Raw genomic sequence first — 26,657 nt, 5'->3', positions numbered from 1 at the left:
GGCTGCGGCAGCCTAACGCCGGAAAACGGTCGTCCAGCCGCGGAATCCTGCGGTTTCACCCGGTCGGCGGCGTTTTCACCCAGCGGTCGGCAAGGCGTTCGAGACGGGCCGGCGCCCGCCCGTAGCGGCGTGCTGCGTTGGCTCCCAGGGCCGCTGCCAGGACGACGCCGTGGCGTAGTCCCGTGCGGGGGCCGCGGTCCCGGGCGACTCGCACCGGCACGGGCAGGAGTCGGTGGCGCAGCAGGCGGGCCACCTGCACGGCGTGTCGCGGCCTGTGCGGGTGGCGCCCGCTGGTGCGGGCGAACAGCAGGGCGTTACGGGCGTAGTAGTACAGCCCCAGGTAGGAGTAGGCGCCGACGAACGACGCAGACACCGCGTGGCGGACGACGGCACCCGGGTCGACCTCGAGCGCGACGCCGGCCCGGCGTGCGCGCACGCTCCAGTCGGAGTCCTCGAAGTCGAGGAAGTACCGCTCGTCGAACACTCCGACCGCGGACCACACGTCCCGCCCCGCCGTCACGCAGCAGCCGGCGAGGAGGTCCACGACGTACGGCACGTCGGAGCGGTCGCGCAGCGCGGTGGCCTCACCGGCGTCCAGGTGGCGGGGGAGCCCGTCGTGCGGGTCGAGACGGGCACCGGCGAACCACACCTGGTCCGGCTCGCGCAGGTAGCGGATCTCGGGGCTGAGGGCGACGCGCTCCGACGCGGCGCGCTCCGCCAGCCGGTCCAGCGCCCCCGGGTCGACGACCGTGTCGTTGTTCAGCACCGTGACCACGGCGGCGCCGTCGTCCAGGGCCCGGTGCAGGCCGGCGTTCATGCCGCCCGCGAAGCCCAGGTTGGTCCCCGTCTGGAGGGTGGTGACCTGCGGCCAGCGCGCGACGGCCTCGGCCAGCACGCCGTCGCCGGACCCGTTGTCCACGACGAGGACGTGGGCCTGCGACCCGGCCAGCACCGACGCCACGCACCGCAGCGTGTCCTCGCGCCCCCGGTAGGACAGGACGACGACGGTGTGGCCCCCGCGGAGGTCCCGGCCCTCAGTCACCGAGCAGCCCCGTGCTCGGCAGCCGCCGCAGGCGCGGCCACAGGCCGTGCGCGAACGGGTGCAGGTCGCGCAGCCAGCGCCAGGTCACCGGGGCAGGCCACCAGCGCAGCCAGAAGTACGTGCTGAACCGCGCGTCGCGCGCGTGCCCCCACGACGCCGTCTTCCGGCGGATCTCCGCCGGCGTGCGGGCCCACGAGTCGTGCACGATCGCCTGCTCCGGCCGGGCCATCACCTCGCGGTGCTCCCCGTCCTCGGCGGGTCGGCGCAGCTGCAGGGACGTGTCGTCCCCGGCGACGACGACGCGCAGGAACGCCCCGTCCGTGCGCCGCGCGTCGACCAGTCGTGCCCCGGCGCGCACGGCGACCGGCCCCGGGTACTCGTGGTGCGGCGAGCCGTCCGCAGCGCACACCTCCAGCACGTGCCGGTCGGTGCGGCGGTACAGCACGCGCATCGGCCACTCGACGGCGCCGAGGCCGCGCACGTCCGCCTCGTCGAGCGCGGCGAGCAGCGCGGCGGGCTCGGGCAGGAGCTCGTCGTTGTCCACCTGGAGCACCCAGTCCACCCGGTCGCCGAGGGCGTCGAGCGCGGCCTGCCGCTGGGCGGTGTCGGCGCGCTGCGGGTGCGCGGCGTCCGTCCACCGGCCCGGCACCTCTTCCACGATGCCGCGGTGGTCCAGCTCGTGCACCAGCCGGACGACGTCCGCCACGGGGACGGGCGCGCCCGTCCACCCGCGGCCGTCGGTGGGCACGGGGACGACGAGGACGTCGAGCAGGTCGTAGTAGCGCGGCAGCGTGCGCGCGAGCCAGGTCGGGTCGCCCGGCAGCACGTAGGCGCCGATGCGTCGACCGTTCCGGGGCGTGCGCCCGGCGCCGGGGTCCGTCATCGCGTCCTCCTGGGATTCGGACCGAGGCGGCGGGCCTCGGTGCGGTGACCTCCCGAGTATGTCGCCGCGCGGCCCCCGGGTGGCCGGGTCGGGCGGGTGGAACTGCGGGTGGAATCTGCGCAGGCCCGGTGACCGCCCGTCGTTCCGGCGATACGTTCGAGCCGGCGGGCAGGGGGCCCGGCGGTCGGGAGGACGACGATGGGCGGCACGCTCCGGGACTCGGTCAAGCGCGCGGCGCCGCCTGCGGTGGTGCAGGCCGTGCGGTGGCGCCGCGAGGTGTGGGGCGACCTGCGGCTGCGGCTCCTCACCGAGGTAGGGCGGTTCCCCTCGCACACGGTGCGCAACGCCGTGTACCGGCGTGCCGGGCTGCGACTCCACCCGACGTCGAGCATCCACTGGCGCGCGGAGTTCTACGCGCCCGAGTCGATCGTCGTCGGGCCGCACTGCACGATCGGCGACTCCTGCTTCCTGGACGGCCGCTCCGGCCTGCTCATCGGGGCGAGCGTCAACCTCGGTAGCCACGTGACGATCTACACGCGCCAGCACGCCGTGGACTCGCCGGACTTCGCGGAGGTCGGCGGGCCGGTCGTGATCGGCGACCACGCCTGGGTGGCGAGCCACGCCATCGTGCTGCCCGGCGTGACGATCGGCGAGGGCGCCGTCGTCGCCGCCGGTGCCGTGGTGACGAAGGACGTGCCGCCGTTCGCGATGGTCGGGGGCAACCCTGCGCGCTTCATCAGGGAGCGGTCGCACGACCTCACCTACCGCCTCGGCTACGCCAAGCGCTTCGTCTGACCGTGACGCACCACCTCGTCGCCGCGCCTGAGTAGGTACCCGGCGTCAAGACGAGGAGCGGGTGAACTTTATGCTGCGATCACCGCAAAGTGTTCCGCGCAGTACTCAAGGCGGCGAGGTCTACTACTCACCTCGGGGAGGTAGGAGGGCGGCCGCCGCACCACTCGTGCCACTAATGGCGGGTGCGCTCGAACCTGACGACAACTGCCCTGATCGCCGCCCTGATCTGGGGGCTGGGAACACTTCCGGCTCCCGCGGCGACGCCTCCCTCCGACAGCCCGGACCCGGGCGCCGCACCGACCTGTGCCGCATCACGGCAAGGTCCGGTCGACAAGAGCGACGTCCCCGCGGGCGTCGACGTCGTGGACTGCCGGCTCGTCGGTCGTGTCATCAGCGACGAGGACTCCGGGCTCAGTGCGCCGGTCCCGAGCCCTGGCGAGACCGTGTCGGTCGAAGGCCTGTCGGTCGACGGGCGCTCGGAGCTCACCGTGGCCGTCGACGAGTCCGGCACGATCACCTATCCCGCGGACCACCACGCGGACACGGGTGCGTCGCAGAGCGTCGCCGTGCTCGCCGGGCTGAAGACTGCCAGCGTGGGACCCTCCGAGTGCCGGCAGACCGCGTACCGCACCACGGGGTGGAAGGTGTACGGCAACTTCCCGTGGTGGGTGGGGGACGGCGCCCGCCCCGCAGGCCTGAGCACCAAGCAGTTCCGTTCCGTGATCAGCCGGTCCGCAAGCACCATCACGTCCTCGCGCAACGACTGCGGGCTCGGCGACGTCGTCGGTGCCACCCACTCCTCCAGGGGATCGACGACCAAGGAGTACGGCCACCGTGACCACGTCAACGTCATCGACTTCGGTCCGCTGCCGCGCAAGATGGCCGGGCTGACCACGACCTGGAGCGTCAAGCACGCCGGGAGGAACAAGGTCGTCGAGTCCGACATCCGTCTCAACCGCAACGGCTTCGCGTGGACGACGAGTCCTGGCTCGTCCGCCTGCCGGAACCGCATCGACGTCCAGTCCGTCCTCACCCACGAGCTCGGCCACACCTTCGGTCTCGGGCACGTCAGCAACAGGAGCTATCCCCGCATGACGATGAGCGACGTCGTCGAACCGTGCTCCAGCTCCGCGCGACTGCTCGGCAAGGGCGACGTCCGCGGCCTCGCCGCCCTCTACTGACCCGGGCCGGGTGAACCTCGGCCCCCGCAGGGGTGAAAGCCGGGCACGCCCCGTTCTGGACGGCTCCGGCGCGGCTAGCGTCGCCACAGGCGACCGCACCGTTCGCCGTCGTCGACCTGGGGGAGGAGGCGCCGCGCCATGACGCTCGCCGCCCGCGCCGTGACCTTCTATCTGCCGCAGTTCCACCCCATCCCGGAGAACGACGCGTGGTGGGGCACCGGCTTCACCGAGTGGACCAACACGGCCCGCGCACGTCCCCTGTTCCCGGGACACCGCCAGCCGGACCTGCCTGCCGACCTCGGCTTCTACGACCTGCGCCTGCCCGAGGCGCGGGCCGCCCAGGCGGACCTCGCCAGCCAGTACGGCATCGAGGCGTTCTGCTACTGGCACTACTGGTTCGGCGACGGCCGCCGCATCCTGGAGCGGCCGTTCACGGAGGTGCTGGCCTCCGGCGAGCCCGGCCTGTCGTTCTGCCTCGCCTGGGCCAACCAGACGTGGAGCGGCATCTGGCACGGCGACCCGGACCGCGTGCTCGTCCAGCAGCGCTACGGCGGCGAGGAGGACGACCGCGCCCACTTCGCGGCGGTGCTGCCCGCGTTCCGCGACGAGCGGTACCTGCGGGTCGACGACCGCCCTGTCTTCTACGTCTTCCGGCCCGAGGAGCTGCCGGACGCCGCCGCGTTCGTCGACCGGTGGCAGGGCCTCGCCCGCGCGGCCGGCCTGCCCGGGCTCTACCTCGTGGCCGAGGTGAGCGACCTGCTGGGCACCGGGCCCCGGTACGACCGGGTCAAGGAGGACGGGTTCGACGCCGGCGTCTACATGCGGATGCCCGCCCGGCGCACACCCTGGACGCTCGCCCGCATGCGGGCGGCGCGCAAGCTCGGCGCGCCCGAGGTGTATCCGTTCGCGGACGAGTGGCGCCCGGGCCCGGACGAGCCGTGGGTGCAGCCGTGCGTCTACCCCAACTGGGACAACACGCCGCGCTCGGGTCGCCGAGGGCTGGTGCTCAGCGGCTCCTCGCCCGACAAGTTCGAGAAGCATGTGCGCGCCGCCGTCGCGACCCTCGCCGGCCGGCCCGCCGACGAGCGTCTGCTGTGGGTGAAGTCGTGGAACGAGTGGGCGGAGGGCAACCACCTCGAGCCGGACCTGCGGTTCGGGCACGGCTGGCTGCGCGCCCTGCAGGAGGGGCTGCATGAGTGACGACGCCACTGACGACACCACGAGGCCCCTGCGGATCGCGATGGTCTCCTACTACCTGCCGTCCACCAGCAAGATGGGCATCGGGTACCAGGTGCACGAGCTCGCCACCGAGCTCACCCGGCGCGGCCACCACGTCGACGTGCTCAGCGAGTGCCCGCCCGTGCCCGGCGCGACGTACGGGCACCGGCACGTCGAGCTGCGCGGCGCCCTGCGCACGTTCCGCTTCGCCCTCGCCCTGCGCCGCCTCGACCTCAGCGGCTACGACGCCCTGCACGCCCACGGGGACGACTACTGGCTGTGGCGACGGCGCACCGCCCGTCATGTGCGCACCCTGCACGGCTCCTGCTTCGAGGAGGCGCGCACCATCCGCGGCCTCAAGGAACGCCTGCGGATGGTGCTGCTCGGCTGCACCGAGGTGCTCGCGAGCCTCGTCGCCGACACCACGGTCGTCGTGTCCCCGGCCACCCGCCGCTGGTACCCGTGGGTGCACCGCGTCGTGCCCAACGGCGTGGACACCGCACGCTTCCACCCCGACGACGCTGCCCGCGCCGACCACCCCGTCGTGCTCTTCGTCGGCGGGTGGCGCGGCCGCAAGCGCGGGGCCGAGCTCGCCGCGGCGTTCGCCCGCGACGTCCTGCCCGCCCACCCGGACGCCGAGCTGTGGATGGTCACGCGCGACGCCCCGGCCGACCCCGGTCCCGGCGTCCGCGTCCTCGGCGCGCTGAGCGACGCCGACCTCGCCGCCGCCTACCGCCGCGCCTGGGTGTTCTGCCTGCCCTCGGACTACGAGGGCTTCGGCATCCCCTACGTGGAGGCGATGGCGAGCGGCCTGCCCGTCGTGGCGACGCCGAACGTCGGCGCCCGCTACGTCTCGGACGACGGCCGCGCCGCGCTCCTGGCCCCCCTGGGTCAGGTCGGGACGGCGGTGCGCGGCCTGCTCGACGACGGCGCCCGGCGCTCACGCCTCGCCGCCGCCGGGCTGGAGCGGGCCAGGGAGTTCTCCCTCGCGCGCGTCGTCGACACCTACCTGGAGCTCTACCGCAAGGACGCGGTACCGGCCGCCCCCGCCAGCGTCCCGGCGCCCGCGGCGGGGCCGTGACCCGGGCCCGCGCCGAGCGGCTGTCCCGGGTCGACCCCGCGACGGCGGACGCGTGGCGAGCGCTGTCGCGGCGTGCGCTGGAGCCCAACCCGTACTTCGACGTCGACTTCCTGCGCGACGCCCACCGGCACCTGGCGCCCGAGGTCGACCCGCTGGTCGTGACGGCCTGGGACGGCGACGACCTGGTGGGCGTGCTGCCCTGCGTGGAGTCGCCGCGCTGGCACGGGCTGCCCGTGCGGGTCCGGAGCACCGCCCCGCCGCTCGGGTCGACCATGGTGGACCTGCACACCCCGCTGCTCGCGCCGGACGCCGCCGTCGCTGCCAGCACCGCGCTGCTGTCGTGGGCGACGGCCGGTCGCGGACCGGTGGTCCTGGAACTGCCCGTGCTGGGCGCCGACGGCGAGGCGTGGCCTGCCCTGCGGCAGGCGGCACGGCGCCTCGGAGCGAGCCTTCGCGTCTGGGGGACGGGGGTGCGCGGTGCGGTCGTGCCGACCAGCCCCGCACGTGTCAGCCCTGCCCCCACCGGGCCCGTAGGCCCAGGCCCCGTGCCCGTGCCGGTGGACGCGCTGGTCGCCCACCTGTCCGCGTCGCGCCGCAAGAGCGTGCGACGCACCGCGGCGGCCCTGGCTGCCGCGCACGGCCCGCTCACCTGGTGCGACCGCAGCGCCGACCCGGCCGCCGTCGAGGAGGTCGTCCGGATGGAGGCCGCCGGGTGGAAGGGGCGGCCCGAGCGCGGCGGCCAGGGGATCGAGGTGCTCGACGGCGGCACGACCTGGTGGCGCGGGCTCACGGCGCGGCTGCGCGCGGCGGACCGGCTGCTCGTGGGCGAGCTCGCGGCCGGCGGCAAGCCTGTCTTCCTCACGGTCACGTACCGCGAGGGCGACCGGTGGTTCGGGGGCCGGGACGTGTACGCGGAGGACCTGCGGGAGTACGGGCCGGGCGTGCTGGGCCGCCTCGCCGAGGCCTGGTGGGCGCGGGAGCAGGGCGCCGTGTTCGACTCGTGCGTCAACCCTGCGGTCTACCCCGACATCGCCCGCCTCTATCCCGACCGGCGCGCGGTGGTGTCGGTCGTCGTGAGCCGCGGCCTGCTCGGCCGCGGGGTCCTCGCCGCGGCCGTCGCCGCGCACGAACGCCGCCGCGCGCGCGAGACATGACCGGTCCGCAGCCTCCCGCGTCGCCGCCGGCGGGCGGTGCTGCTCGCGTGCGACGGCGGGCGGTGCTGCTCGCGTGCGCCGTCGCCGTCGTCCTCGTGGTCCTCGGCGCCGTGCTGCTGACGCGCGGTCCGACCGGCCCCGGGGCCGGCGCCGCGCCGACGACGGACACCACCGTGCCGAGCGGCGCGCCGAGGTCCGTGACCGCCGGCGGGCCGCCCGTCGTCGTCGGAGTGAGCGACGACCGCCGCACCCTGGTCGACCAGCACGGGGACCCGGTGCTGCTGCACGCCGAGACCGCCTGGGCCATGATGCAGAGCCTCACGCCCGACCAGATCGACGCGCACCTGGAGCACCGGGCCGAGCAGGGGTTCAACGGCGTGCTGATCACGCCGCTCCCGTGGATCGGCAAGGAGGGCGAGGACCGGCGCACGCCGGACGGCCTCGAACCGTTCGACGGCGACGCCTCCCGCCTGGACCCCGACTACTGGCGGCGGCTCGACCAGGTCCTCGAGACTGCCCGGCGCGTCGGCATCACCGTCTTCCTGGCACCCGGCGCGGCGGAGCCGGGATTCGAGGCCGCCGGCCTGGACTACGACGCCGACAAGGCGCACGAGCTGGGTGAGGCGATGGGCGCACGGTACGCCCGCACCCCCGGGATCGTGTGGCTCATGGGCGTCGACTACCGGCCGGAGGAATGGGACGCCTACGACCCGCAGCTCCTCGGCTTCGTCGACGGCCTGCGCGACGGCGGCGCGACCCAGCCGGTCACCGTCCAGTACTACAACGGCGACTCGACGTCGTGGGACAACCCGCGGTGGCGGGGCGTCTACGACCTCGAGGCCGCGTACACCTACCGCCCTGCCTACGGCCCGGTGCGCACCGCCTACGACCGGCACACCGCCCCGGTGATGCTCATCGAGTCCAACTTCGAGGAGGAGAACAACGAGGGCGGGCCCGAGACCACCGACGAGTCCCTGCGGCGTCAGGTGCTGTGGACCTACACCTCGGGCGGCATCGGCGCGGCCTACGGGCACCGGGCGATCTGGCCGTTCCTGCCCGACTGGCAGGAGCACGTCGACACACGAGCCGTCGCCCAGCTCGGCCGCCTCCACGAACTCGTCGCCTCCCTGGCCTGGTGGCGCCTGGTGCCCGACGACGCGCTGATCGTGCAGGGGGCCGGGGAGGAGGTCACGACGGGCACGCAGAACGGCGGGTTCGCCGACGTGCTGGAGTCCGACCACGCGACGGCGGCGATCAGCCCGGACGGGGACCTCGCGCTGGTCTACGTGCCCACGGCCCGCACGGTCGTGCTGGACACGACCCGGTTCGCGCGCGGCGCGCAGGCCCGCTGGGTGGACCCCGCCTCCGGGAGGTCGACGCGCGTGCCGCTGACCACCCGGATGACCACGCCGGGTCCGAACGCCGAGGGGGACGGCGACTGGTTGCTCGTCGTCGAGGCGGGCTGAGCGGCTCTCGGAGCGAGCGAGGGTCAGGAGCGACGCAGGGTCAGGCGGCCGCCATCGTGCGGTCCAGCTCCGCCTCGACGTGCCGCGCGATCTCCAGGGAGGCGGTGGCGGCGGGCGACGGCGCGTTGATGACGTGCACCTGCCGCGGCGCGGTCCGCAGCAGGAAGTCGTCGACGAGCGACCCGTCCCGGTGCAGGGCCTGCGCGCGCACGCCGGCGGGCGCGGGGTGCAGGTCGTCGGCGGTGGTGCCGGGCAGCAGCCGCGCCACGGACGCGGCGAACAGCGTGCGCGACACGGACCGGACGACCTCGGCCGCGCCGGGGGCGAGGTTGCGTCCCGCCAGCCGCCACAGCCCGGGCCAGGACGCGGCGTCGACGACGTCCCGCCACGCGACGTCGCGGCGCCGGTAGCCCTCGCGGGCGAGCGCCAGGACCGCATTGGGCCCGGCGTGCACGCCGCCGTGTACGCCGCGCGTGAGGTGCACGCCGAGGAAGGGGAACCGCGGGTCGGGCACCGGGTAGACGAGCCCCCGCACGCGGTCGGCCGCGCGGGGCGCGAGGTCGAAGTACTCGCCGCGGAACGGCACGATCCGGGCACCGGGGTCGACGCCGCACGCCAGCGCCAGCCGGTCGGCGTGCAGGCCGCCGCACACGACGATCGCGTCGGCGACGAGCTCGTGGCGCTCGCGGGTGTCGACCACGTCGACCTCGGCGTGCACCTGGGTGCCGATCACGCAGGCGGTGCGCAGGGCGCGGCCGAGGAGCACGGTGCCGCCGGCGGCCCGCACCTGGCGGGCGAGGACGGCGCACACGCCGCGGTAGTCCACCACGCCCGTGGTCTCGACGCGGAGGGCTCCGACGCAGGTGATGTCGGGCTCGTACTCGCGCGCCTCGACGGGGTCGAGCTCCCGCACGGGGACCCCGTTGGTGGCGCCGCGCTCGGCGAGCGTGCGCAGCCGGTCGCGCTCGTCGGCGCTGGTCGCCACGACGAGCTTGCCGGTGGTGGCGACGGCGATGCCGTGCTCGGTGGCGAACTGCGTCATCGACGCGGCGCCCGCGGTGCCCAGGCGGGCCTTGAGGCTCCCGGGCGCGTAGTAGAGGCCGGAGTGGATGACCCCGGAGTTCCGGCCGGTCTGGTGGAGCGCGAGCTCGGGCTCCTTCTCCAGCACGGTGACGTCGTCGCCGCGGCGCGCGAGGCGTGCCGCCGTCGCCAGCCCGATGATCCCGCCTCCGACGACGATGATGCGCACGATTCCTCCCCGGTCCGGTGGACGGTGGCGGGCCGGGTCCCTGTCCTGGCCCGCCGCGTCCAGCATGGCAGCCGGGGTGCCCCGGGGGGAGCGGCAGACAGGGTGAACGGTCGGGTGAACCCGCCGGTCAGGCGCGCCGCGGCGCGACGACGCGCGGCTCGGCCACGGCGAGGGGCGGCCGGACGAGCCAGCACGACAGCGTCGTCGCGAGGACCCCGACGAGGACGCCCGCGACGACGTCGCTCGGCCGGTGCGCGTACGTGACGACGGACGCCCCTGCGGCGGCGGCGACCACCCCGGCCCCGCCCACGACCGCCCACCGGGGCGGGGCGGGCCGCACGCCGGGCCACAGCAGCAGCACCGCGAGGGCGAGGGCCGTGACCGCGGCGACGTGCCCGCTGGGCAGGGTGTTCTGGGCGTACCCGTGGCCGCCGAGCATCGGGCGGTCGAGCACGACGTCGCGCAGCACGGTGGCCGCGGCGAGGGCGGCCCCGGTGGCCAGGGCCCCCGCCGTCGCGCTCCGCCACCGCCCGTGCGCGAGGGCCAGCACCCCGAGGACGAGCGCGGCCGCGGCGAGCAGCACGGGCGCGGCGTCGCGCAGCCAGCCCGCGGGGGTCCCGAACAGGTCGTGCAGGAGGCTCACGTCGCCGAAGGCGGCCACGTCCAGGCGCTGCCCCGCCGCCGTCCGCACCGCGAACCCGTAGTCGGCGAGCAGCGCGACGACGAGCAGCACGGACGTCACGGCGAGCGTCCCGGCGTCGTACCGGCGCACGGCGCTCCACCACCGGTCCACCGTCATGGTCCGATCGTCGCCCGGGCCCGGTCGGCGGTCGAGACGCGGGCCCGCCCCAGGGCGGGTGAAATGCCGTGGCCCGCCGACCCCCCGCCTCCGGCGCAGGGCGCGCGCCCTCCGGCATAGTGGGGGGAGCAGGACGCGGCCGGGACGCGCCCCGTCGCGCGGCGTCGACGAGAAGGAACGGTCATGAGCCAGGACGGCAACCAGCCAGACCCGTACGCACCGCGGCCCGAGCAGCCGGAGCGGCGGGAGCAGTCCGAGCAGCCCGGTGAGCCGGGCCAGCCGTACCCCCCGCAGCCCGAGGCCCCGCAGCACGACCCGTACCAGTCCCAGCCGGACCCGTACCAGTCCCAGCCGGACCCGTACCAGCAGGCGCCGGCGTATCCGCAGCAGGGGGCGCCGGGGGAGCAGCCGGGCCCGGTGCCGGGGTACGGCGACGCGGGGCAGCAGCATGCGCAGCAGCCTTACGGTCAGCCGCCCGCGTACAAGCAGCAGCCCTACGCGCAGCCATACGGGCAGCAGCCGTACGCGCCGTCGGCCGGCACCGACGGCTGGGCGATCGCGGCGCTCGTGACCGGCATCCTCGGCCTGGCGATCGTGCCGATCGTGCTGGGGATCATCAGCTTGTCGCGGATCTCGCGCACGGGTCAGCAGGGCAAGGGCATGGCGATCGCCGGCATCGTGCTGGGGGCGGTGGGTGTCGTCGCGTGGATCCTGGTCGTCGTCTTCGCCGTCGCGCTGTTCTCCCAGATCGACCCGAGCGACTTCCAGACCACGTTCGACACGTCGGCGGCGCTGCTGCGCGCTCGGTAGCCGCCGCGGGTCGCGCCCGTGAGGCGCCCGTCGAGGGCTCGCGCTGCCGGGCCGTCCGGCCGGAGTGCGAAGGTCCTGCGTGGAGACCCGTCGGACCTGCCGCCGGGTGCCGTCGGGTGGGTAGCATCGCGGGTCGGACGGCGCCTGACCCGGCGTCTGCCCCGACGTCTGCCCCGACGTCGAAGCGACCAGGAGGACCATGAGCCACCCGCGCGGGTACGACGCCCACGACGCCCCGCCCACCCAGGCGTTCCCGCCGCGGGAGGACGGGACGCAGGTGCTTCCGGCGACGCCGTCCGCCGCGTCCGCGGAGACGAGCGTCCTGCCGCCCCAGAGCGCCGACCGGACGCAGGTGTTCGCGCCGCAGGGTGGGGACCGGACGCAGGTGTTCGCGCCGCAGTCCGGGGGCACGACCCCGCCGCCCGGGCCCCCGCTGCGGACGGCGTCGTCCCGGCCTGTCGGCTCTCGGCCGGCACCCGTGGCCGCTGCGCCGTCGCCCGCCGCGGCCCCGCGGCAGGCGGCCGCGCCGGCCCCGGCCTCGCCGTGGGGGGCGGCGCCGGCCCCGGCAGCTGCCCCGGCTCCGGTCGCCGCCCGTGCCGCCGCGCCGGCTCCCGCACCGGCAGGCGTCCCCGGCCACGGCGCACCCCAGCGTCGTGGCGGAACCGAGCCGACGGCGGTGGCGGCGCTGATCACCGGGATCTTCGGGTTCGTCGTGCCCCTGCTGGGCGTCCTGGCGATCGTCCTCGGCGGCATCGGCATGGACCGCACGCGCCGCCGCGGCACGGGCGGCCGCGGCATGGCGGTCACGGGCGTGACGTTCGGGTCGATCCAGGTCGTGGTGACGGCTGTCCTGGTGGTGGTGGGCCTGATGCTGTGGAACACGTACGGCGACGACATCGAGCAGGCCCTGGCGCAGGCCGAGGACGTCACCCAGACCGACCTGTCCATCCCGGACCTGCTGCTCGGCGGGCTGTCGAGCGGCATGTCCCTCGACGACCTCCGGGAGCTCGCGGGCACCCTCGGCGACACCGACCGGCTGCAGGAGCTGGGCGGCCAGTGCCAGGCGGGCGACCCGACGTCGTGCGAGGACCTCCTGGACAGCCTCCCCGACGGCATCCGCGACCAGCTCCCCGAGGAGCTCCGCAGCCAGCTCCCGGGCAGCTGACCCACCCCGCCGAACAGGTGGTTGTTCATGTTCTGAGCGTTCAGAACGTGAACAACCACCTGTTCGGCGTCACGGCAGGGCGACGTCGGAGGCGCGGCGTAGTCTGGTTCGGCACGCCCGGCACCCCGCCGGTCGCACGGTTCACCGGCCATGGCCCGTGAACCCCGTGCGTCCCGGGGAGAGCTGGGCCTGTCGTCGTGCCCGCACGAGCTCCGACCCAGAGCGCCCCGACCGCGTCGCAGACCCGAAGGACCCGCATGAACCTCACCGGCATCGTCCCCGCCCTCCTCGCCGACCCCGGTGCTGCCGCCGCGCTGGAGCACGTGCCGGCCGGGGGCTTCGCCGACGTCGTGGGACCGGTGGGCGTGCGTGCGCCGCTGCTCGCGGCGGCGGCCGAGGTGCGCCCGCTGGTGGTCGTGACGGCCACGGGGCGCGAGGCCGACGAGCTCGCCGCCTCCGTGCGCGCCTACCTGCCTGACGAGCGCGCGGACGACGTCGCGGTCCTGCCCGCCTGGGAGACGCTCCCGCACGAGCGCCTCTCGCCCCGGGCGGACACGGTCGCCAAGCGGCTGGCAGTGTTCCGCCGCCTGGCGCACCCGGCGCCCGAGCGGGGCCAGACGGGGCCGATCCGCCTGCTCGTCATGCCCGCCCGCGCCCTCCTCCAGCCCGTGGTCGAGGGGCTGGGCGAGCTGGAGCCCGTCGAGCTGCACATCGGCGACACCGCCGACCTCACGGACGTGTCCGACCGTCTCGTCGGCGCTGCGTACAGCCGCGTCGACATGGTGGAGCGGCGCGGCGAGTTCGCCGTGCGCGGCGGCATCCTCGACGTGTTCCCGCCCACCGAGGACCACCCGCTGCGCCTCGAGTTCTGGGGCGACGAGGTGACGGAGATCCGGTGGTTCGCCGTGGCCGACCAGCGGTCGCTGGAGATCGCCGAGCAGGGCCTGTGGGCGCCCCCGTGCCGCGAGATCCTGCTCACCGACGCCGTGCGGCAGCGCGCCGCGGCGCTGGTCGAGCGCCTGCCGGGCGCGATCGAGATGCTCGACCGGCTCGCGGCGGGCGTCGCGGTCGAGGGCATGGAGTCCCTCGCGCCGGTGCTCGTGGAGCGCATGGTGCCGGTGCTGGACCTCGTGCCCGACGACGCGCTGCTGGTCATCGACGAGCCCGAGAGGGTCCGCCGTCGTGCGCACGACCTCGTCGCCACGACCGAGGAGTTCCTCGCCGCCGCGTGGACGGGCGCCGTCGCGGGCGGTGCCGCCCCGATCGACCTGTCCGCAGCGTCGTTCGAGACCTTCACCGAGGTGCGCGACGTCGCCGCCCGCCGCGGCCTGGGCTGGTGGACGCTGTCGTCGTTCGCGCTCGACGCCCCCACGGAGGGCGACGACGAGGCGGCGGTCGCGCCGACGTCGGAGGTGGACGGCGTCACGACGTTCACCGTGGGCGCGCGCGACGTCGAGTCGTACCGCGGCGACCTGCAGCGCGCGCTGGACGACGTGCAGACGCTGCAGCGCGCGGGCTGGCGCCTGCTGCTGACCACGGAGGGGCACGGCCCGGCCAAGCGCATGGTCGAGCAGCTCTCCGCGGTGGACACGGCGGCCCGGCTCGTCTCCGCCCTGGGGGAGGAGCCGGAGGGTGGCGTCGTGCTCGTCGCGCCCGCGCTGGTCGGCAAGGGGTTCGTCGCGCCCGAGCTGCGGCTCGCGGTCTTCAGCGAGTCGGACCTCACGGGCCGTCAGGGGTCGACGACGCGCGACATGCGCAAGATGCCGAGCCGGCGCCGCAACGTCGTCGACCCGCTGCAGCTGCGCGGCGGCGACTTCGTGGTCCACGAGCAGCACGGCGTGGGCCGGTTCGTGGAGATGGTGCAGCGCTCGCTCGGGGCGGGGGCGAACGCGGCGACCCGCGAGTACCTCGTCATCGAGTACGCGTCGTCCAAGCGCGGCCAGCCGGGCGACCGGCTCTTCGTCCCGACGGACCAGCTCGACCAGGTCACGAAGTACACGGGCGGGGAGGCGCCGTCGCTGTCGAAGATGGGCGGCGCGGACTGGAAGAACACGAAGGCGCGCGCCCGCAAGCACGTCAAGGAGATCGCCGGCGAGCTCATCCGGCTGTACTCGGCGCGCATGGCCACGCAGGGGCACGCGTTCGGCCCGGACACGCCGTGGCAGCGCGAGCTCGAGGACGCGTTCGCGTACGTCGAGACCCCCGACCAGCTCGTCACGATCGACGAGGTCAAGGCCGACATGGAGAAGTCCGTGCCGATGGACCGGCTGATCTGCGGCGACGTCGGCTACGGCAAGACGGAGATCGCGATCCGTGCCGCGTTCAAGGCCGTGCAGGACGGCAAGCAGGTCGCCGTCCTCGTGCCCACGACGCTGCTGGTGCAGCAGCACTTCGACACGTTCTCCGAGCGGTACGCGGGCTTCCCGGTGACCGTGCGCGCGCTGTCGCGGTTCCAGTCCGACAAGGAGTCGGCGGAGACGGTCGAGGAGCTCGCGAAGGGCACCGTGGACATCGTCATCGGCACCCACCGCCTGCTCACCGGGTCGGTGCGGTTCAAGGACCTCGGCCTGGTCATCGTGGACGAGGAGCAGCGGTTCGGCGTCGAGCACAAGGAGACCCTCAAGCAGCTGCGCACCAACGTGGACGTGCTGGCGATGTCCGCGACGCCGATCCCGCGCACGCTGGAGATGGCCGTCACCGGCATCCGTGAGATGTCGACGCTCGCCACGCCGCCCGAGGAGCGCCACCCCGTCCTCACCTACGTGGGCGCGTACGAGGAGAAGCAGATCGCCGCCGCCCTGCGTCGCGAGCTGCTGCGCGAGGGCCAGGTCTTCTACGTGCACAACAAGGTGGAGACGATCCAGCGGACGGCGTCGCGCCTGGCGGAGCTCGTGCCCGAGGCCCGGATCGGCGTGGCCCACGGCAAGATGAGCGAGCACCAGCTGGACCAGGTGATCCGCGCCTTCTGGGAGAAGGAGCTGGACGTGCTGGTCTGCACCACGATCATCGAGACCGGCCTGGACATCTCCAACGCCAACACCCTGATCCTGGAGCGCGCGGACATGCTGGGCCTGTCCCAGCTGCACCAGCTGCGCGGCCGGGTGGGCCGCGGTCGCGAGCGCGCGTACGCGTACTTCCTGTACCCGCCGGAGCGGCCGCTCACCGACACGGCGCACGACCGCCTGTCCACGATGGCGGCGCACACCGACCTCGGCGCCGGCATGCAGATCGCGATGAAGGACCTCGAGATCCGCGGCGCGGGCAACCTGCTGGGCGGTGAGCAGTCGGGGCACATCGCGGGCGTCGGCTTCGACCTGTACGTGCGCATGGTGGGCGAGGCCGTGGCCGCGTTCCGCGGTGAGCGCGAGGAGGAGCAGCCCGAGGTCACCATCGAGCTGCCCGTGGACGCGCACCTGCCCGAGTCGTACATCGCCACCGAGCGGCTGCGCCTCGAGGCGTACAAGAAGATCGCCGCCGCGCAGGACGCCCCCGCGCTGGCGGAGGTGCGTGCCGAGCTCGTGGACCGCTACGGCACGCTGCCCGACGTCGCCTCCGCCCTGTTCGACGTCGCGGACTTCCGCAACCACGTCCGCCGCGCCGGCATCGCCGACGTCACCGCGCAGGGCAAGTTCGTCCGGTTCGCGCCGGTGGACCTGCCCGAGTCGGCACAGCTGCGCCTCAAGCGGCTGTACCCGGGCACGATCCTCAAGCCGGCCATCCGGGCGGTCCTCGTGCCCTTCCCGACGACGGCGCGCATCGGCGGTCGCCCTCTGCGCGGCGCCGAGGTGCTCGCGTGGGCGCGTCAGCTCATCGACGCGGTCGTCCTCGGGGACGTGTCCGCCGCGGCGGGTGTCGGGACCTCGTCGCGCTGATCCCTTCCGTGCGAGTTCTGCACGGTCGCGGCGAGGCCGTTCTCGGTAGGTCACGCTCTCTTCACACCGATCGTAGGAGAGCCCCGTGAAGACAACTCCCAGCGCCAGGATTCCCCTGGCCGGTCTCGCTGACCGTCAGGCACGGCTGCTCAGGCTCGCACTCGGTCTCGAGCTCGTCGTGCTCGCCACGTTCGTGATCCTCGCCGCCTCGAAGGAGGGGGTCGCGAAGACGGTGCTCTCCGTGGCCGCCGGCCTGTGCGTCTTCGCGGGCGCTCTCACGTCAAAGAAGCTCGCTTCATCGAAGCCATCCCGCCACGGCTGAATCAGCATCGGCCAGAATCCGGCGAAGGCCGTCAAGCACGTCCGCTCTGAGACCAGCGGCTCCCACGTCGAAGCCCTCTGAGTCGCTCTGCCGACCCCGGAGGGCTCGGCTCCCGCAAACCCTTCGTGCGAATCCTGCACGGATGCGCGGAGAGGCTTCCCGGCATGTCAGGCTCGATGGTGGTGGTCAGTTCGCGACCGGGCAGGGATGAACGGGACGATCTCCGAGGGAGGAATCTTGCGCAGTCTGAGGGGTAGTGGCTCACGATCGGAGTCGAACCCATTGCGGAGCTTGGTGCTGGTGATGCTACTGGCGTTGGGAGTTGGCGTCGGCCTCGCTCCGAGCGCCAGTGCACTAGGTCACTGGAGCTCGTGGGGAACGCTGCGCGCGTCAGGTAATAGCGGAAGCGGAATCGGCTATGGCACGTGGGCCGTGGAGCGCACGCTCGACGGCACGAAGTACACGGCGCGATACAAGGTCCGGCAGAGTGTCCGGGCCAAGCGATCCCGCGGTGCCTATATTCGCCATGCGCCGCAGTCGAACGCCGGGCATTGCTTGTCAAGCTCGACATCGCTTTCGTACAGCTATGCCTCGGCGTCGGCGACCTACTCGTGCTCTCGGAAGTTCTATAACGAGGGTTCGAGCTCGGGCGTGCGAAGGAGGTCCTCGTCATACAACACCAGTTACTATCACAACAGGCTGAACCCCAACTGGAATGCCAGCACAGCCCGGGGGCGCGTCAAAGTCTGCCTGGATCTTAAGTACAAAGCCGACCCGTGCAGCGGGTACAACGCGTCGAAGCCGGACAACTACTAGTGGCGGGCGTAGCTGCACCCGAGACGAGGGCGGTCCGGCTCGACGGCGCGGAGGTGCGTTACCGGCGAGCGGCGATCGGGCCGATCACCCTGACGTTCCGGCCCGGCATCACCTGCCTCGTCGGTGCGAACGGCGCCGGGAAGTCGACCCTCTTTCGTGTTCTCGCCGGGGTTCAGGCGCCGACCTTCGGCTCGGTCCAGGGCGTGGGGCGGACGGGTGGGATCTCCACTGTCGGCTACCTTCCGCAGGAGCTAGGGCTGCCGCGGACGGCGACCTGTCGTCAGTACCTCGACTATGTCGCATGGGTCTACGGCGTGCCCAGAGGCCGCCGTCGGGCCGCCGTCGACACCGCACTGCAGCGTGCCGACCTGACCACGCGCGCGGACGTCCCGATCCGATCCTTGTCCGGCGGGATGCGTCGCCGTCTGGCATTCGCCCACGCCGTCGTCCACGACCCCCAGGTGCTCCTCCTGGACGAGCCCACCGTCGGCCTGGACCCCGTGCAACGCCAGGCGATGCGTGACGTGATCCAGGGCGCCAGCGGCGGGCGCGTCACCGTCATCTCCACGCACCTCGTCGACGACGTCCGCGCCCTCGCCGACCGCGTGATCGTCCTGGATGCAGGGCACGTCGTCTACGACGGCGACGTCACCGACCTTGAGGAGACGTCCGGAGACGACCTGGAAGCCGCCATCACCGCGCTGATGGTGCACGGCGACGAGCGGCTGCCATGATCGGCGCCGTCCTGCGCACCCACGTCGGTCCGTGGGTGTCGGTGATTGCCGTCCCCTGCTACGTGGTGTTTTCGGTGCTCGGCGCCGGGAAGGCCTGGCAGCACGACCTGACCTGGACCACGACCCAGGTGGGGACCGCCGTGTTCCCGTACGGCGTGCTCCTCGCCGGCGCCGTCGCGCTGGACATCTCCCGGGTGTCGCAGGTCGACCGCCGCCACCTCGTCACAGGTGCTGCGCGCGGTCGTTCGCCGCTGCGACTCGCCGTGCTGGCGGCGCTGGGCCCGATCGTCCTGCTGCACCTCGTGGTGTGGGTCGCGATGATGGCCTGGAGCAGCCAGGGCGCACATGACTTTCCGTGGTCTGCCGCTCATCTGCTCCCGCTGGCCACGCAGGTCGGCGTCCTGTGCAGTGTGGTTGCCCTGGGGTATGCGGTGGGCATCGCCTTCGCCCCTCTCGTCGCGGGCATCGTCGCGGCACTCGTCGCGCTGGGTCTCCTCGCCGGATACCTGGCGTTGCCCGGGACGAGCCTTGAGGTGTTCGGAGTCGTGGGCGAGGGCGGCACCATGCTGGGGTTGGCCCCGGCGGTGCCGTACTACGGGGCGCAGCTTCTGCTCCTCGCGCTGATCACGGTGGCTCTGTTCGCCGTGCGCCAAGGCGGCCCTGGCGAGGCGTCCGGCCGACGATGGCGGCCTGGTCTCCTCGCCGTGGCGGCGGTCCTCGTCCTCGTCGTCCCGACGGTGCTCCACAATGCGTCGTACCGGGCGGTCGACGGACGGGCGACGGACTGCCGAGGGGCGCAGCCCGTGGTCTGCGACTTCGCCGAGGTCGCCGGAGGGCGGGCACGCTACGAGGGGGCGGTACGCCGCCTCGTGGAGGCAGCCCACGACGCGGGCTACTCGGCGCTCGCGCCCGCGGAGGTGCGTGCCGTGGCCGAGAACGGGGTCGCCGATCGTGAGGCGGGTCTGTTCACGTTCACGCCAGACTCCTTCTTCGACCCGTACGCGCCGCACGCGCCCGCGGACGTCGCATCCGTGGCGGGCGAGCTGCTGATCCCGCGCCACTGTGACGTGTACGTCGACGAACCGCCGCCCGCGTACTGGGAGGTGAGCGACGCTCTGCTCGGCACGTGGCTCCTCCTCGTCGGCATCGATCCCGGCGATGCCGGCCTGCCGCCGAGGGGAAAGCCACTCAGCCCGCAACGCACAGCCGAGCTCGTGGACCAGCTGGAGCGCTGCGACCCGGCGGTGGTGGGAGCCCTCCCGTGATCGTGCCGTGGCTTGCCGTGCACGGCGCGCGCACCGCGGGTGTGGTGATGCTGGCCAGCGGGGCAGGCGCGTCCGCTGTCGCGTCGCTGCAGCTCACCGGGATCGCCGCCAGCGTGTTCCCCCGGCCCGTGCCGACGGTGCTGCTCGTCACGGTCCCGCTCGCGTTCGCCGTCGCCGCCGGGATCTCCAACGAGACGGACCGCACGCTCGAAGGTCGGCGGCACCCACGGCTCATGGTCGCCCGCTTCGTGTGGTTCGTCGCGCTGGTCGCGGTGGCGGCCGGTGTGACCGCGCTCGTCGCGGCCGCGGGGCACAGCCCCGTGCCCGCCGCGCTCGCCAACCTCGCCTGGTTCACGACGCTGACGTCGGCCGCCGCCGTCGTCGGTCTCGTCCGGCTGGCATGGCTGGTACCCCTGCTGCACGCCGTCGGCGCGATGCTCTTCGCCAGCACGGACGGGCTGGAATACGCCTGGTGGGCGTGGATCCTGCGCACGGACTGCGGCGCGGGACGGCTGCTCTGCTGTGCGGCCGGGTGCCTGGCCGCCGGAGTCTGGTACGCCCGGCGAGGGGCGCACAACGACTGATCCCCTGCGCCCGCCCCAGGGCCCGTTTCGGCAGGTAGGAATGGTCGCGCGTCCCTAGCATGAGCCACAGCGGGCCCGGCGGGGGCCCCGTGGGCAGGCGACGACGGAGGACGCGATGAGCGGCACGACCGACGGCGGGGGCGGCACCGCGCTGCCCGAGGACGCAGCGGCCCGGCTGGCGCGGCTGGAGCAGGAGAACGCCGAGCTGCGCGCGCGGCTGGCGTCCGCAGGTCAGCCGGTCCTCGTCGCTGCGGCGCCGCCCGCCCCGCCCCGGGAGCGCCACCGCGGCCGGGCCGCGACGGCCGTCGTGCTCGTCGTGCTCGGCGCGCTGCTCGCGCCCGTCGCGGTCATCGCCGCGTGGGGGGAGCGCACCCTCACGGACACCGACCGCTACGTTGCGACCGTGGGGCCGCTCGCCTCCGACCCCACGATCCAGTCCGCCGTCGCAGGCCGACTCACCGACGTGGTGATGGAGCAGATCGACGTGGACGCCATCCTCGGCACCGTCGTCGACGGCCTCGAGCAGCAGGGCGTCGGCCCGCGCGCGACGGACGCCCTCGGCCAGCTCGGCGGACCGCTGACCAGCGGTGTCGAGTCCTTCGTGCGGCGAGCCGCTGACAACGTGGTGAGCAGCAGCGCGTTCGAGGACGCGTGGGTGCAGGCCAACCGGGTCGCGCACGAGCAGCTCGTCGCGACGATGCAGGGCCAGGGCGGCGAGCTCCTGCAGATCGGGCAGGACGGCCAGCTCACCATCCAGCTCTCCGGCATGATCGACCTGCTCAAGCAGCGCCTCGTGGACCGAGGGCTCGGCATCGCCGCGAGGATCCCGGAGGTGAACGCCACCTTCACCGTGATGCAGACCTCGCAGCTGGTGCAGGTGCAGAACCGGTACGCGCAGCTCGTCGCGCTCGGCACGTGGCTGCCCTGGATCTCGCTCGGCCTGCTCGCCGCAGGCGTGCTCGTCGCCCGGCACAAGGCCCGCACCCTGGTGGTGGCCGGGCTGGCGCTCGCGGCGGGGATGGTGCTGCTCGCCGTCGGGCTCGCCATCGCGCGGGGGATCTACCTCGACGCGTTGCAGGACGTGGTGCTGCGCCTCGACGCGGCGGAGGTGCTGTTCGACCAGGTGGTGTCGTTCCTGCGGGTCACGCTCCGCACGGTCGGCGTGCTCGGCCTCGTGGTCGCGCTCGTCGCGTACCTGGGCGGCGGCAGCGCGTCCGCGCGCTCGCTGCGCGCGGGCGCGGGACGGGGGTTCTCGCGGCTGCGGGACTACGGCGAGGGCCGCGGCGTGACGACCGGTCCCGTCGGCGACTGGCTGGGCCGCTACCGCACGCTCGTGCGCGTGGCGATCATCGCCGTCGCCGCGCTGGTGCTGCTGCTCGCCGGCAGCCCCACGCCGAGGCTCGTCATCGGCACCGCGCTGGTGGCCGGGGTGCTCATCGCGGTGCTGGAGGTCGTGGCGCGGCCCCCGCGTCCGGACGACGACGCCGCGCTCGCGGCGCCGCGCAGCCCGGACGCGGTGCAGCCCAGCCACTGAGCGGCGCTCAGGCCGCCTCGGTGACCCTGCCGCCGGCGATGCGCAGGCGACGCTGCGCGCGCCGGGCGACGACGGAGTCGTGGGTGACCATGACGACGGTGAGCCCCTGCTCCTTCCACAGCCCTTCGAGCAGCTCGACGATCTCGTCGCGCGTGGCCTCGTCGAGATTGCCCGTGGGCTCGTCCGCGAGCAGCACGGTCGGGTCCTTGACCAGCGCCCGGGCGATGGCGACGCGCTGCTGCTGGCCGCCGGACAGCTCGCCGGGCAGGTGGTCGGCGCGCTCCGCGAGCCCGACCTGGTCGAGGGCGGCGAGCGCCCGCCGGGACCGCTCCACCTTGCCGACCTTGGCCGGAACGAGCGCGGTCTCGACGTTCTCCGCGGCGGTGAGCGTCGGGATGAGGTTGAAGTGCTGGAACACGAAGCCGAGCCGCTGGGCGCGGGCACGGGTGAGCCCGCGGTCGTCGAGCGACGCGAGGTCCTCGCCGGCGAGCCGCACGCTGCCCGACGTCGGCCGGTCGAGGCCGCCGAGCATCTGCAGCAGCGTGGACTTGCCGCCGCCGGTGGGGCCCTGGATCGCGACGAGCTCGCCGTCGCCGATCTCGAGGGTGACGTCGGTCAGCGCGTGCACGGTGCGCTTGCCGGTGTACGTCTTGGTGAGCTTCTCGAGCTGGTACATGACGGTCCTTCCTGGACGGTCCTGGTCTGTGCTGGTCTGTGCTGGTCAGGTGGTGGGCGTGCGGGTCAGGCGAGGGAGCGCAGGGCCTCGGCGGGGCGCAGCCGGGCGGCGCGCGAGCCGCCGACGACACCCGCGAGCAGGCCACCCAGCACGGCGAGCCCGACGGCCGCGACCACCACCCACACGGACACGGGCGCGTGCAGGACGACGTCGACGGCGCTGCTCGCGGCGTCCGCCATCCCGCCGAACGGCCCACCGCCACCGCCGCCGCCGGTGGCACCGCCGCCGGGCTGGCCGCCGGGCACCGCGCCGCCCCCGCCGGGGCCGCCGAAGCTGAACCCGCCACCGCCCGAGGAACCGGACAGGGTGATCCCGGCGAGGTTGATCGCGACCACCGCGACGCCGCCGAGCACGATGCCCGCGACGCCACCGGCGAGGCCCTGCACCACGGACTCGCCCGCCACCTGGCCCACGACGCGGCCGCGCGACCAGCCGATCGCCTTGAGGGTGCCGAGCTCGCGGGTGCGGCGGTTGACGCCCGAGACGGTGAAGAGGATGGCGAGGCCGAAAGCGGCGACCAGCACGATGGCGCTCAGCCACGTGCCGAGCGTCGACACCAGGGACGACGCGGTGGAGAGCGATCCGGTGACGTCGCCCGCGAGGTCGGACTGGGTGCTCACGGACGCGTCGGGCAGCGCCACGGAGATGGCGTCCGCGACCGCGTCGACGTGGTCGGCGGAGTCCACCGACACGTACAGGTCCGTGACCTGGCCGTCGAGGTCCGCGAGCTGCTGCGCGAGCGCCAGTGGCACGTACACGTCCGACGCCGTGGCGACCCCCTCGCCCGTCGTGGACGTCACGGTGCCGACGACCTCGAGCTTCGTACCGCCCACCGTCACGGTGTCGCCGACGGCGAGCTCCTGCTGGTCGGCGTACGTGGCGTCGAGGACGGCGACCTTCGCGGGGTCCGCCTTCCCGGTGCCCGCGTCGTCGGCTTCCAGCCCGCGGCCGTCGGCGACCTCGACCGTGGTGAGCGGGCCGACGGCGTCGGCGGTCGGGTCGACGCCGGTCACGGTGGTGCTGTCCACCTGGAACGCGCTGCCGCCGGCGCCGTCGGGGCCGCCGCTGGGCTGGTCGTTGCCGGTGCCACCCTGCTGACCCTCGCCCTGGCCCTGGCCCTGGCCCTGGTTCTGCTGTTGGCGCATGGCGTCGAAGTCCGGCATCTCGCCGGAGAACGACGTGTTCTGCAGCGTCAGGGTGGCGGCCGCGCCCGTGACGTGCTCGACGCCGGTGACGGTGGTCAGGGCGTCGTCGTCGAACGCCGCCGTGCCCGGACCGACGCTCAGCCGGTCCTGGTCGAGGGTGCGCGTGCCGTCGTCGTCCGCGGTGCCGTCGCCGGAGCCGAACTCGAAGCGGCCCGGGCCGCCGGAGCCGCGCTCGCCGGCCTGGGTGACCGTGACGTCGGTGCCGACGCCGTACACCGACTCGAGCACGGAGGCTTGGGCGTCGCGGACGCCCGCGGAGACGGACGACACGACCATGACGAGCGCGATCGCGACGGCGAGGCCGATCGCGACCACCACGGTCTGCTTGCGCCGGTGCCGCAGCTCGCGGCGCAGGTAGGTGAGAAACATCAGGGCTCCTCGAAGGAGTGCGGTGACCGCAGGGGAGAGGTGGCTGCGCTGCCACGGGACGCCCCGGAAACTAGGGCGCGCGCCTGGGGTGGCCCTGCCGCCGGCCTGTGGTGGTCCTGTGAAGGCGGGACGGAGGCGGCGAGGCGCGCCCGAAGGTGCGTGGTGCGTCAGGCGCCGGCGGGTGCCTCGCCGCTGTGACTGTCCCCGCGGTCCCCGCCGGCTCCGCCGGCGCCGCGGCCGAGCTGTCCCGCGATGCGCTGCTCGAGCGCGTCGGTGGCCGCGTCCGGCAGCGCGATGATGCCTTCGAGCTCCTTGGTGGCCCGGCGGTACGCCGACTGCCGCTCGGCCTGCGTGGCCCCTTCGTCGTCGGCCAGGGCCAGCAGCTTCTTCGCCCGGTCGAGCGCCTGGCGCTCCGCGGGGGAGAAGTCCGACGCGCGACGACGGCGCGCCTCGCGCTCGGCGACGTCGAACCGCACCTGCATCTCGCGCACGGCGTCGCGGTACCGGTCGAGGCGGCGCGGGTCGCGCAACAGGTCGAGGTCGTCGGGGCGCAGGTCCTCCGCCTCGCGCCGGGCGCGGTGGAAGTCGACGGTCACCTGCTCGCGCATGTCCGACATCAGCGGGTACTCGAGCGTCTTGACGGCGTCGAGCTCGTACTCGAGCCAGCGCCGCTGCGTGTCGTCGTGGGCGGCCAGGGTGCGCTCGATCTCGCTGGTCAGGGCCTGCTCCTCGGCCTGCGCCTCCTGGGCGTGCGCGTGCTTGAGCCGGTACATCTCGAGCTTGTCGCGGCGGCGGCGCTCGTCCCACACCTGGGCGCCCCGCACCCAGCCGCCGACGACGCCGCTCAGCGGGAAGACCAACCACCAGTAGGAACCGAGGAAGTCCCAGAAGCCGTCCACGGTGCCCACGCTAGCGTCGCGGCGTGCCCGGTCCGTGGTCGTGGGCGCCACCCGCGGGGTGCCGGTCTAGGCTGGGGGCGTCAACCCAGCACCGTCGCGGGCGTCAGCGGCCCCGGGCACCTCCGCCTGGGCCTTGCCGCGCGGTCGCCCGCGAGCCCCGTCTGAAGGAGCAGCCCGTGGCAAGCATCGAAGCCGTTGGAGCACGCGAGATCCTCGACTCGCGCGGCAACCCCACCGTCGAGGTGGAGATCGCGCTGGACGACGGCACGTTCGCCCGCGCGGCGGTCCCGTCGGGCGCCTCGACCGGTGCCTTCGAGGCCGTCGAGCGCCGTGACGGCGACAAGGGCCGCTACCTGGGCAAGGGCGTCGAGGGCGCGGTCAACGCCGTCATCGACGACATCGCCCCCGAGCTCATCGGCTACGACGCCGAGGAGCAGCGCATCATCGACCAGACCCTCATCGAGCTGGACGGCACACCGAACAAGGGCAAGCTGGGCGCCAACGCGATCCTCGGCGTCTCGCTCGCCGTCGCGAAGGCCGCCGCCAAGTCGGCCGGCCTGGACCTGTTCCGCTACATCGGCGGCCCCAACGCGCACGTGCTGCCCGTGCCGATGATGAACATCCTCAACGGTGGGTCCCACGCGGACTCGACCGTCGACTTCCAGGAGTTCATGATCGCCCCGATCGGGGCGAGCACGTTCAAGGAGGCCCTCCGCTCGGGCACCGAGGTCTACCACGCGCTCAAGGGCGTGCTGAAGTCCAAGGGCTTCTCCACGGGCCTCGGCGACGAGGGGGGCTTCGCCCCCGACCTGCCCTCGAACGGTGCGGCCCTGGACCTCATCCTCGAGGCGATCGAGAAGGCCGGCTTCACGGCGGGCACCGACATCGCCATCGCGATGGACGTCGCCGCCACCGAGTTCTTCAAGGACGGCGCGTACCACTTCAAGAACGGCGAGACGCACTCGACCGAGGACATGATCAAGCTCTACGAGAGCATGGTCGCCAACTACCCGATCGTCTCGATCGAGGACCCGCTGTCCGAGGACGAGTGGGGCGCCTGGACGCAGTTCGTCTCCGAGGTCGGCGACAAGGTGCAGGTCGTCGGCGACGACCTGTTCGTCACCAACCCCGAGCGTCTCGCCCGCGGCATCGCGGAGAAGTCCGCCAACTCGCTGCTGGTCAAGCTCAACCAGATCGGCACGCTCACCGAGACGCTCGACGCCGTGACGCTCGCGCAGCGCAACGGCTTCACCACGATGACCTCGCACCGCTCCGGCGAGACCGAGGACACCACGATCGCGGACCTGTCCGTGGCCACCAACGCCGGCCAGATCAAGACCGGCGCCCCGGCCCGCGGCGAGCGCATCAACAAGTACAACCAGCTCCTGCGTATCGAGGAGGCCCTGGACGACGCCGGCCGCTATGCCGGCCGTTCCGCCTTCCCGCGCTTCCAGGGCTGACACCCGGAAGTACTTCGA

Annotated in this window: 22 protein-coding genes; 15 read left to right on the top strand and 7 right to left on the bottom strand. The window is 73.8% G+C overall.

Annotation, left to right across the window (positions count from 1 at the left end; all coding sequences use genetic code 11):
* Window positions 1-55: 55 nt before the first annotated feature.
* Window positions 56-1,042 carry a glycosyltransferase family 2 protein gene (locus ACFT55_RS03645; RefSeq protein ID WP_380241578.1) on the bottom strand — a complete coding sequence of 329 codons (987 nt, stop codon included), beginning with the start codon at window positions 1,040-1,042 and terminating at the stop codon, window positions 56-58.
* Entirely contained in the window at window positions 1,035-1,925 is an 891-nt protein-coding gene (locus ACFT55_RS03640; protein WP_380241576.1) for a hypothetical protein, read from the bottom strand. The genes ACFT55_RS03645 and ACFT55_RS03640 overlap by 8 nt, the downstream gene beginning before the upstream one ends.
* A gap of 198 nt (window positions 1,926-2,123) precedes the next feature.
* On the opposite strand from ACFT55_RS03640, the gene ACFT55_RS03635 reads away from it, so the two are divergent.
* The 6 genes from ACFT55_RS03635 (at window position 2,124) to ACFT55_RS03610 (ending at window position 8,820) form a co-directional block, all read left to right on the top strand.
* Window positions 2,124-2,720 (top strand): acyltransferase, encoded by a 597-nt coding sequence (locus ACFT55_RS03635; RefSeq protein ID WP_380241574.1) that lies wholly within the window; start codon window positions 2,124-2,126, stop codon window positions 2,718-2,720.
* Window positions 2,721-2,902: 182 nt separating this feature from the next.
* The gene (locus ACFT55_RS03630; RefSeq protein WP_380241572.1) at window positions 2,903-3,901 is read left to right on the top strand and encodes a matrixin family metalloprotease; all 999 of its coding nucleotides are present in this window, start codon (window positions 2,903-2,905) and stop codon (window positions 3,899-3,901) included.
* A gap of 138 nt (window positions 3,902-4,039) precedes the next feature.
* Window positions 4,040-5,101, top strand: coding sequence for a glycoside hydrolase family 99-like domain-containing protein (locus ACFT55_RS03625; RefSeq protein WP_380241570.1), 1,062 nt, complete (start codon window positions 4,040-4,042; stop codon window positions 5,099-5,101).
* Window positions 5,094-6,200: a glycosyltransferase family 4 protein gene (locus tag ACFT55_RS03620; RefSeq protein ID WP_380241568.1), complete on the top strand. Its 1,107-nt coding sequence runs from the start codon at window positions 5,094-5,096 to the stop codon at window positions 6,198-6,200. The genes ACFT55_RS03625 and ACFT55_RS03620 overlap by 8 nt, the downstream gene beginning before the upstream one ends.
* On the top strand, window positions 6,197-7,354 hold the full coding sequence (locus ACFT55_RS03615) for a GNAT family N-acetyltransferase (RefSeq protein WP_380241566.1): 1,158 nt from the start codon (window positions 6,197-6,199) through the stop codon (window positions 7,352-7,354). The genes ACFT55_RS03620 and ACFT55_RS03615 overlap by 4 nt, the downstream gene beginning before the upstream one ends.
* Window positions 7,351-8,820 carry a DUF4038 domain-containing protein gene (locus ACFT55_RS03610; protein WP_380241564.1) on the top strand — a complete coding sequence of 490 codons (1,470 nt, stop codon included), beginning with the start codon at window positions 7,351-7,353 and terminating at the stop codon, window positions 8,818-8,820. Before ACFT55_RS03615 ends, ACFT55_RS03610 begins: the two co-directional genes overlap by 4 nt.
* Before the next feature lie 40 nt (window positions 8,821-8,860).
* Here the strand turns inward: ACFT55_RS03610 and lhgO are convergent, their stop codons facing one another.
* Together lhgO and ACFT55_RS03600 are read right to left on the bottom strand one after the other, a co-directional pair.
* Window positions 8,861-10,135, bottom strand: a complete 1,275-nt coding sequence (gene lhgO, locus ACFT55_RS03605; RefSeq protein WP_380241562.1) for an L-2-hydroxyglutarate oxidase — start codon at window positions 10,133-10,135, stop codon at window positions 8,861-8,863.
* Between the two features lie 61 nt (window positions 10,136-10,196).
* Window positions 10,197-10,868: a phosphatase PAP2 family protein gene (locus ACFT55_RS03600; RefSeq protein WP_380241560.1), complete on the bottom strand. Its 672-nt coding sequence runs from the start codon at window positions 10,866-10,868 to the stop codon at window positions 10,197-10,199.
* 183 nt (window positions 10,869-11,051) lie between these two features.
* On the opposite strand from ACFT55_RS03600, the gene ACFT55_RS03595 reads away from it, so the two are divergent.
* The 8 genes from ACFT55_RS03595 to ACFT55_RS03560 all read left to right on the top strand — a co-directional run bounded on the left by ACFT55_RS03595 (window position 11,052) and on the right by ACFT55_RS03560 (window position 21,970).
* Window positions 11,052-11,678, top strand: coding sequence for a DUF4190 domain-containing protein (locus tag ACFT55_RS03595; protein WP_380241558.1), 627 nt, complete (start codon window positions 11,052-11,054; stop codon window positions 11,676-11,678).
* Between the two features lie 199 nt (window positions 11,679-11,877).
* Entirely contained in the window at window positions 11,878-12,843 is a 966-nt protein-coding gene (locus tag ACFT55_RS03590; protein ID WP_380241556.1) for a DUF4190 domain-containing protein, read from the top strand.
* A gap of 257 nt (window positions 12,844-13,100) precedes the next feature.
* The gene (gene mfd, locus ACFT55_RS03585; RefSeq protein ID WP_380241554.1) at window positions 13,101-16,715 is read left to right on the top strand and encodes a transcription-repair coupling factor; all 3,615 of its coding nucleotides are present in this window, start codon (window positions 13,101-13,103) and stop codon (window positions 16,713-16,715) included.
* Between the two features lie 85 nt (window positions 16,716-16,800).
* The gene (locus ACFT55_RS03580; RefSeq protein WP_380241552.1) at window positions 16,801-17,037 is read left to right on the top strand and encodes a hypothetical protein; all 237 of its coding nucleotides are present in this window, start codon (window positions 16,801-16,803) and stop codon (window positions 17,035-17,037) included.
* Window positions 17,038-17,813: 776 nt separating this feature from the next.
* Window positions 17,814-18,587 carry an ABC transporter ATP-binding protein gene (locus ACFT55_RS03575; protein WP_380241550.1) on the top strand — a complete coding sequence of 258 codons (774 nt, stop codon included), beginning with the start codon at window positions 17,814-17,816 and terminating at the stop codon, window positions 18,585-18,587.
* Window positions 18,584-19,852: a hypothetical protein gene (locus ACFT55_RS03570; RefSeq protein WP_380241548.1), complete on the top strand. Its 1,269-nt coding sequence runs from the start codon at window positions 18,584-18,586 to the stop codon at window positions 19,850-19,852. Before ACFT55_RS03575 ends, ACFT55_RS03570 begins: the two co-directional genes overlap by 4 nt.
* A complete protein-coding gene (locus ACFT55_RS03565; RefSeq protein ID WP_380241546.1) occupies window positions 19,849-20,436 on the top strand; it encodes a hypothetical protein in 588 nt (195 codons plus the stop codon). Before ACFT55_RS03570 ends, ACFT55_RS03565 begins: the two co-directional genes overlap by 4 nt.
* A gap of 115 nt (window positions 20,437-20,551) precedes the next feature.
* Entirely contained in the window at window positions 20,552-21,970 is a 1,419-nt protein-coding gene (locus ACFT55_RS03560; RefSeq protein WP_380241544.1) for a hypothetical protein, read from the top strand.
* Between the two features lie 7 nt (window positions 21,971-21,977).
* Here the strand turns inward: ACFT55_RS03560 and ACFT55_RS03555 are convergent, their stop codons facing one another.
* From ACFT55_RS03555 to ACFT55_RS03545, 3 genes are all read right to left on the bottom strand, one after another.
* Window positions 21,978-22,646: an ABC transporter ATP-binding protein gene (locus ACFT55_RS03555; protein WP_380241542.1), complete on the bottom strand. Its 669-nt coding sequence runs from the start codon at window positions 22,644-22,646 to the stop codon at window positions 21,978-21,980.
* A gap of 65 nt (window positions 22,647-22,711) precedes the next feature.
* On the bottom strand, window positions 22,712-24,280 hold the full coding sequence (locus ACFT55_RS03550) for an ABC transporter permease (RefSeq protein WP_380241540.1): 1,569 nt from the start codon (window positions 24,278-24,280) through the stop codon (window positions 22,712-22,714).
* A gap of 167 nt (window positions 24,281-24,447) precedes the next feature.
* Complete coding sequence (locus tag ACFT55_RS03545) at window positions 24,448-25,179, bottom strand: hypothetical protein (RefSeq protein WP_380241538.1); 732 nt, start codon at window positions 25,177-25,179, stop codon at window positions 24,448-24,450.
* A gap of 176 nt (window positions 25,180-25,355) precedes the next feature.
* Here ACFT55_RS03545 and eno point away from each other — a divergent pair, with 176 nt between their 5' ends.
* Window positions 25,356-26,639, top strand: coding sequence for a phosphopyruvate hydratase (gene eno, locus ACFT55_RS03540; protein ID WP_380241536.1), 1,284 nt, complete (start codon window positions 25,356-25,358; stop codon window positions 26,637-26,639).
* Window positions 26,640-26,657: the final 18 nt, after the last annotated feature.

Origin of the sequence: Isoptericola sp. NPDC057191 (genome assembly GCF_042670225.1) — a bacterium.
GTDB lineage: Bacteria > Actinomycetota > Actinomycetes > Actinomycetales > Cellulomonadaceae > Isoptericola.
Note: the sequence above shows the minus strand (reverse complement) of the source record. Positions and strands in the feature narration are given on the sequence as shown.

Bases quoted from the DNA above. Each gene is read 5' to 3' on its own strand.
- ACFT55_RS03640 (WP_380241576.1), bottom strand. From the start codon at position 1,925: ATGACGGACCCCGGCGCCGGGCGCACGCCCCGGAACGGTCGACGCATC.
- ACFT55_RS03635 (WP_380241574.1), top strand. From the start codon at position 2,124: ATGGGCGGCACGCTCCGGGACTCGGTCAAGCGCGCGGCGCCGCCTGCG.
- ACFT55_RS03625 (WP_380241570.1), top strand. From the start codon at position 4,040: ATGACGCTCGCCGCCCGCGCCGTGACCTTCTATCTGCCGCAGTTCCAC.
- ACFT55_RS03620 (WP_380241568.1), top strand. From the start codon at position 5,094: ATGAGTGACGACGCCACTGACGACACCACGAGGCCCCTGCGGATCGCG.
- ACFT55_RS03610 (WP_380241564.1), top strand. From the start codon at position 7,351: ATGACCGGTCCGCAGCCTCCCGCGTCGCCGCCGGCGGGCGGTGCTGCT.
- lhgO (WP_380241562.1), bottom strand. From the start codon at position 10,135: ATGCTGGACGCGGCGGGCCAGGACAGGGACCCGGCCCGCCACCGTCCA.
- ACFT55_RS03600 (WP_380241560.1), bottom strand. From the start codon at position 10,868: ATGACGGTGGACCGGTGGTGGAGCGCCGTGCGCCGGTACGACGCCGGG.
- ACFT55_RS03595 (WP_380241558.1), top strand. From the start codon at position 11,052: ATGAGCCAGGACGGCAACCAGCCAGACCCGTACGCACCGCGGCCCGAG.
- ACFT55_RS03590 (WP_380241556.1), top strand. From the start codon at position 11,878: ATGAGCCACCCGCGCGGGTACGACGCCCACGACGCCCCGCCCACCCAG.
- mfd (WP_380241554.1), top strand. From the start codon at position 13,101: ATGAACCTCACCGGCATCGTCCCCGCCCTCCTCGCCGACCCCGGTGCT.
- ACFT55_RS03570 (WP_380241548.1), top strand. From the start codon at position 18,584: ATGATCGGCGCCGTCCTGCGCACCCACGTCGGTCCGTGGGTGTCGGTG.
- ACFT55_RS03560 (WP_380241544.1), top strand. From the start codon at position 20,552: ATGAGCGGCACGACCGACGGCGGGGGCGGCACCGCGCTGCCCGAGGAC.
- ACFT55_RS03555 (WP_380241542.1), bottom strand. From the start codon at position 22,646: ATGTACCAGCTCGAGAAGCTCACCAAGACGTACACCGGCAAGCGCACC.
- ACFT55_RS03550 (WP_380241540.1), bottom strand. From the start codon at position 24,280: ATGTTTCTCACCTACCTGCGCCGCGAGCTGCGGCACCGGCGCAAGCAG.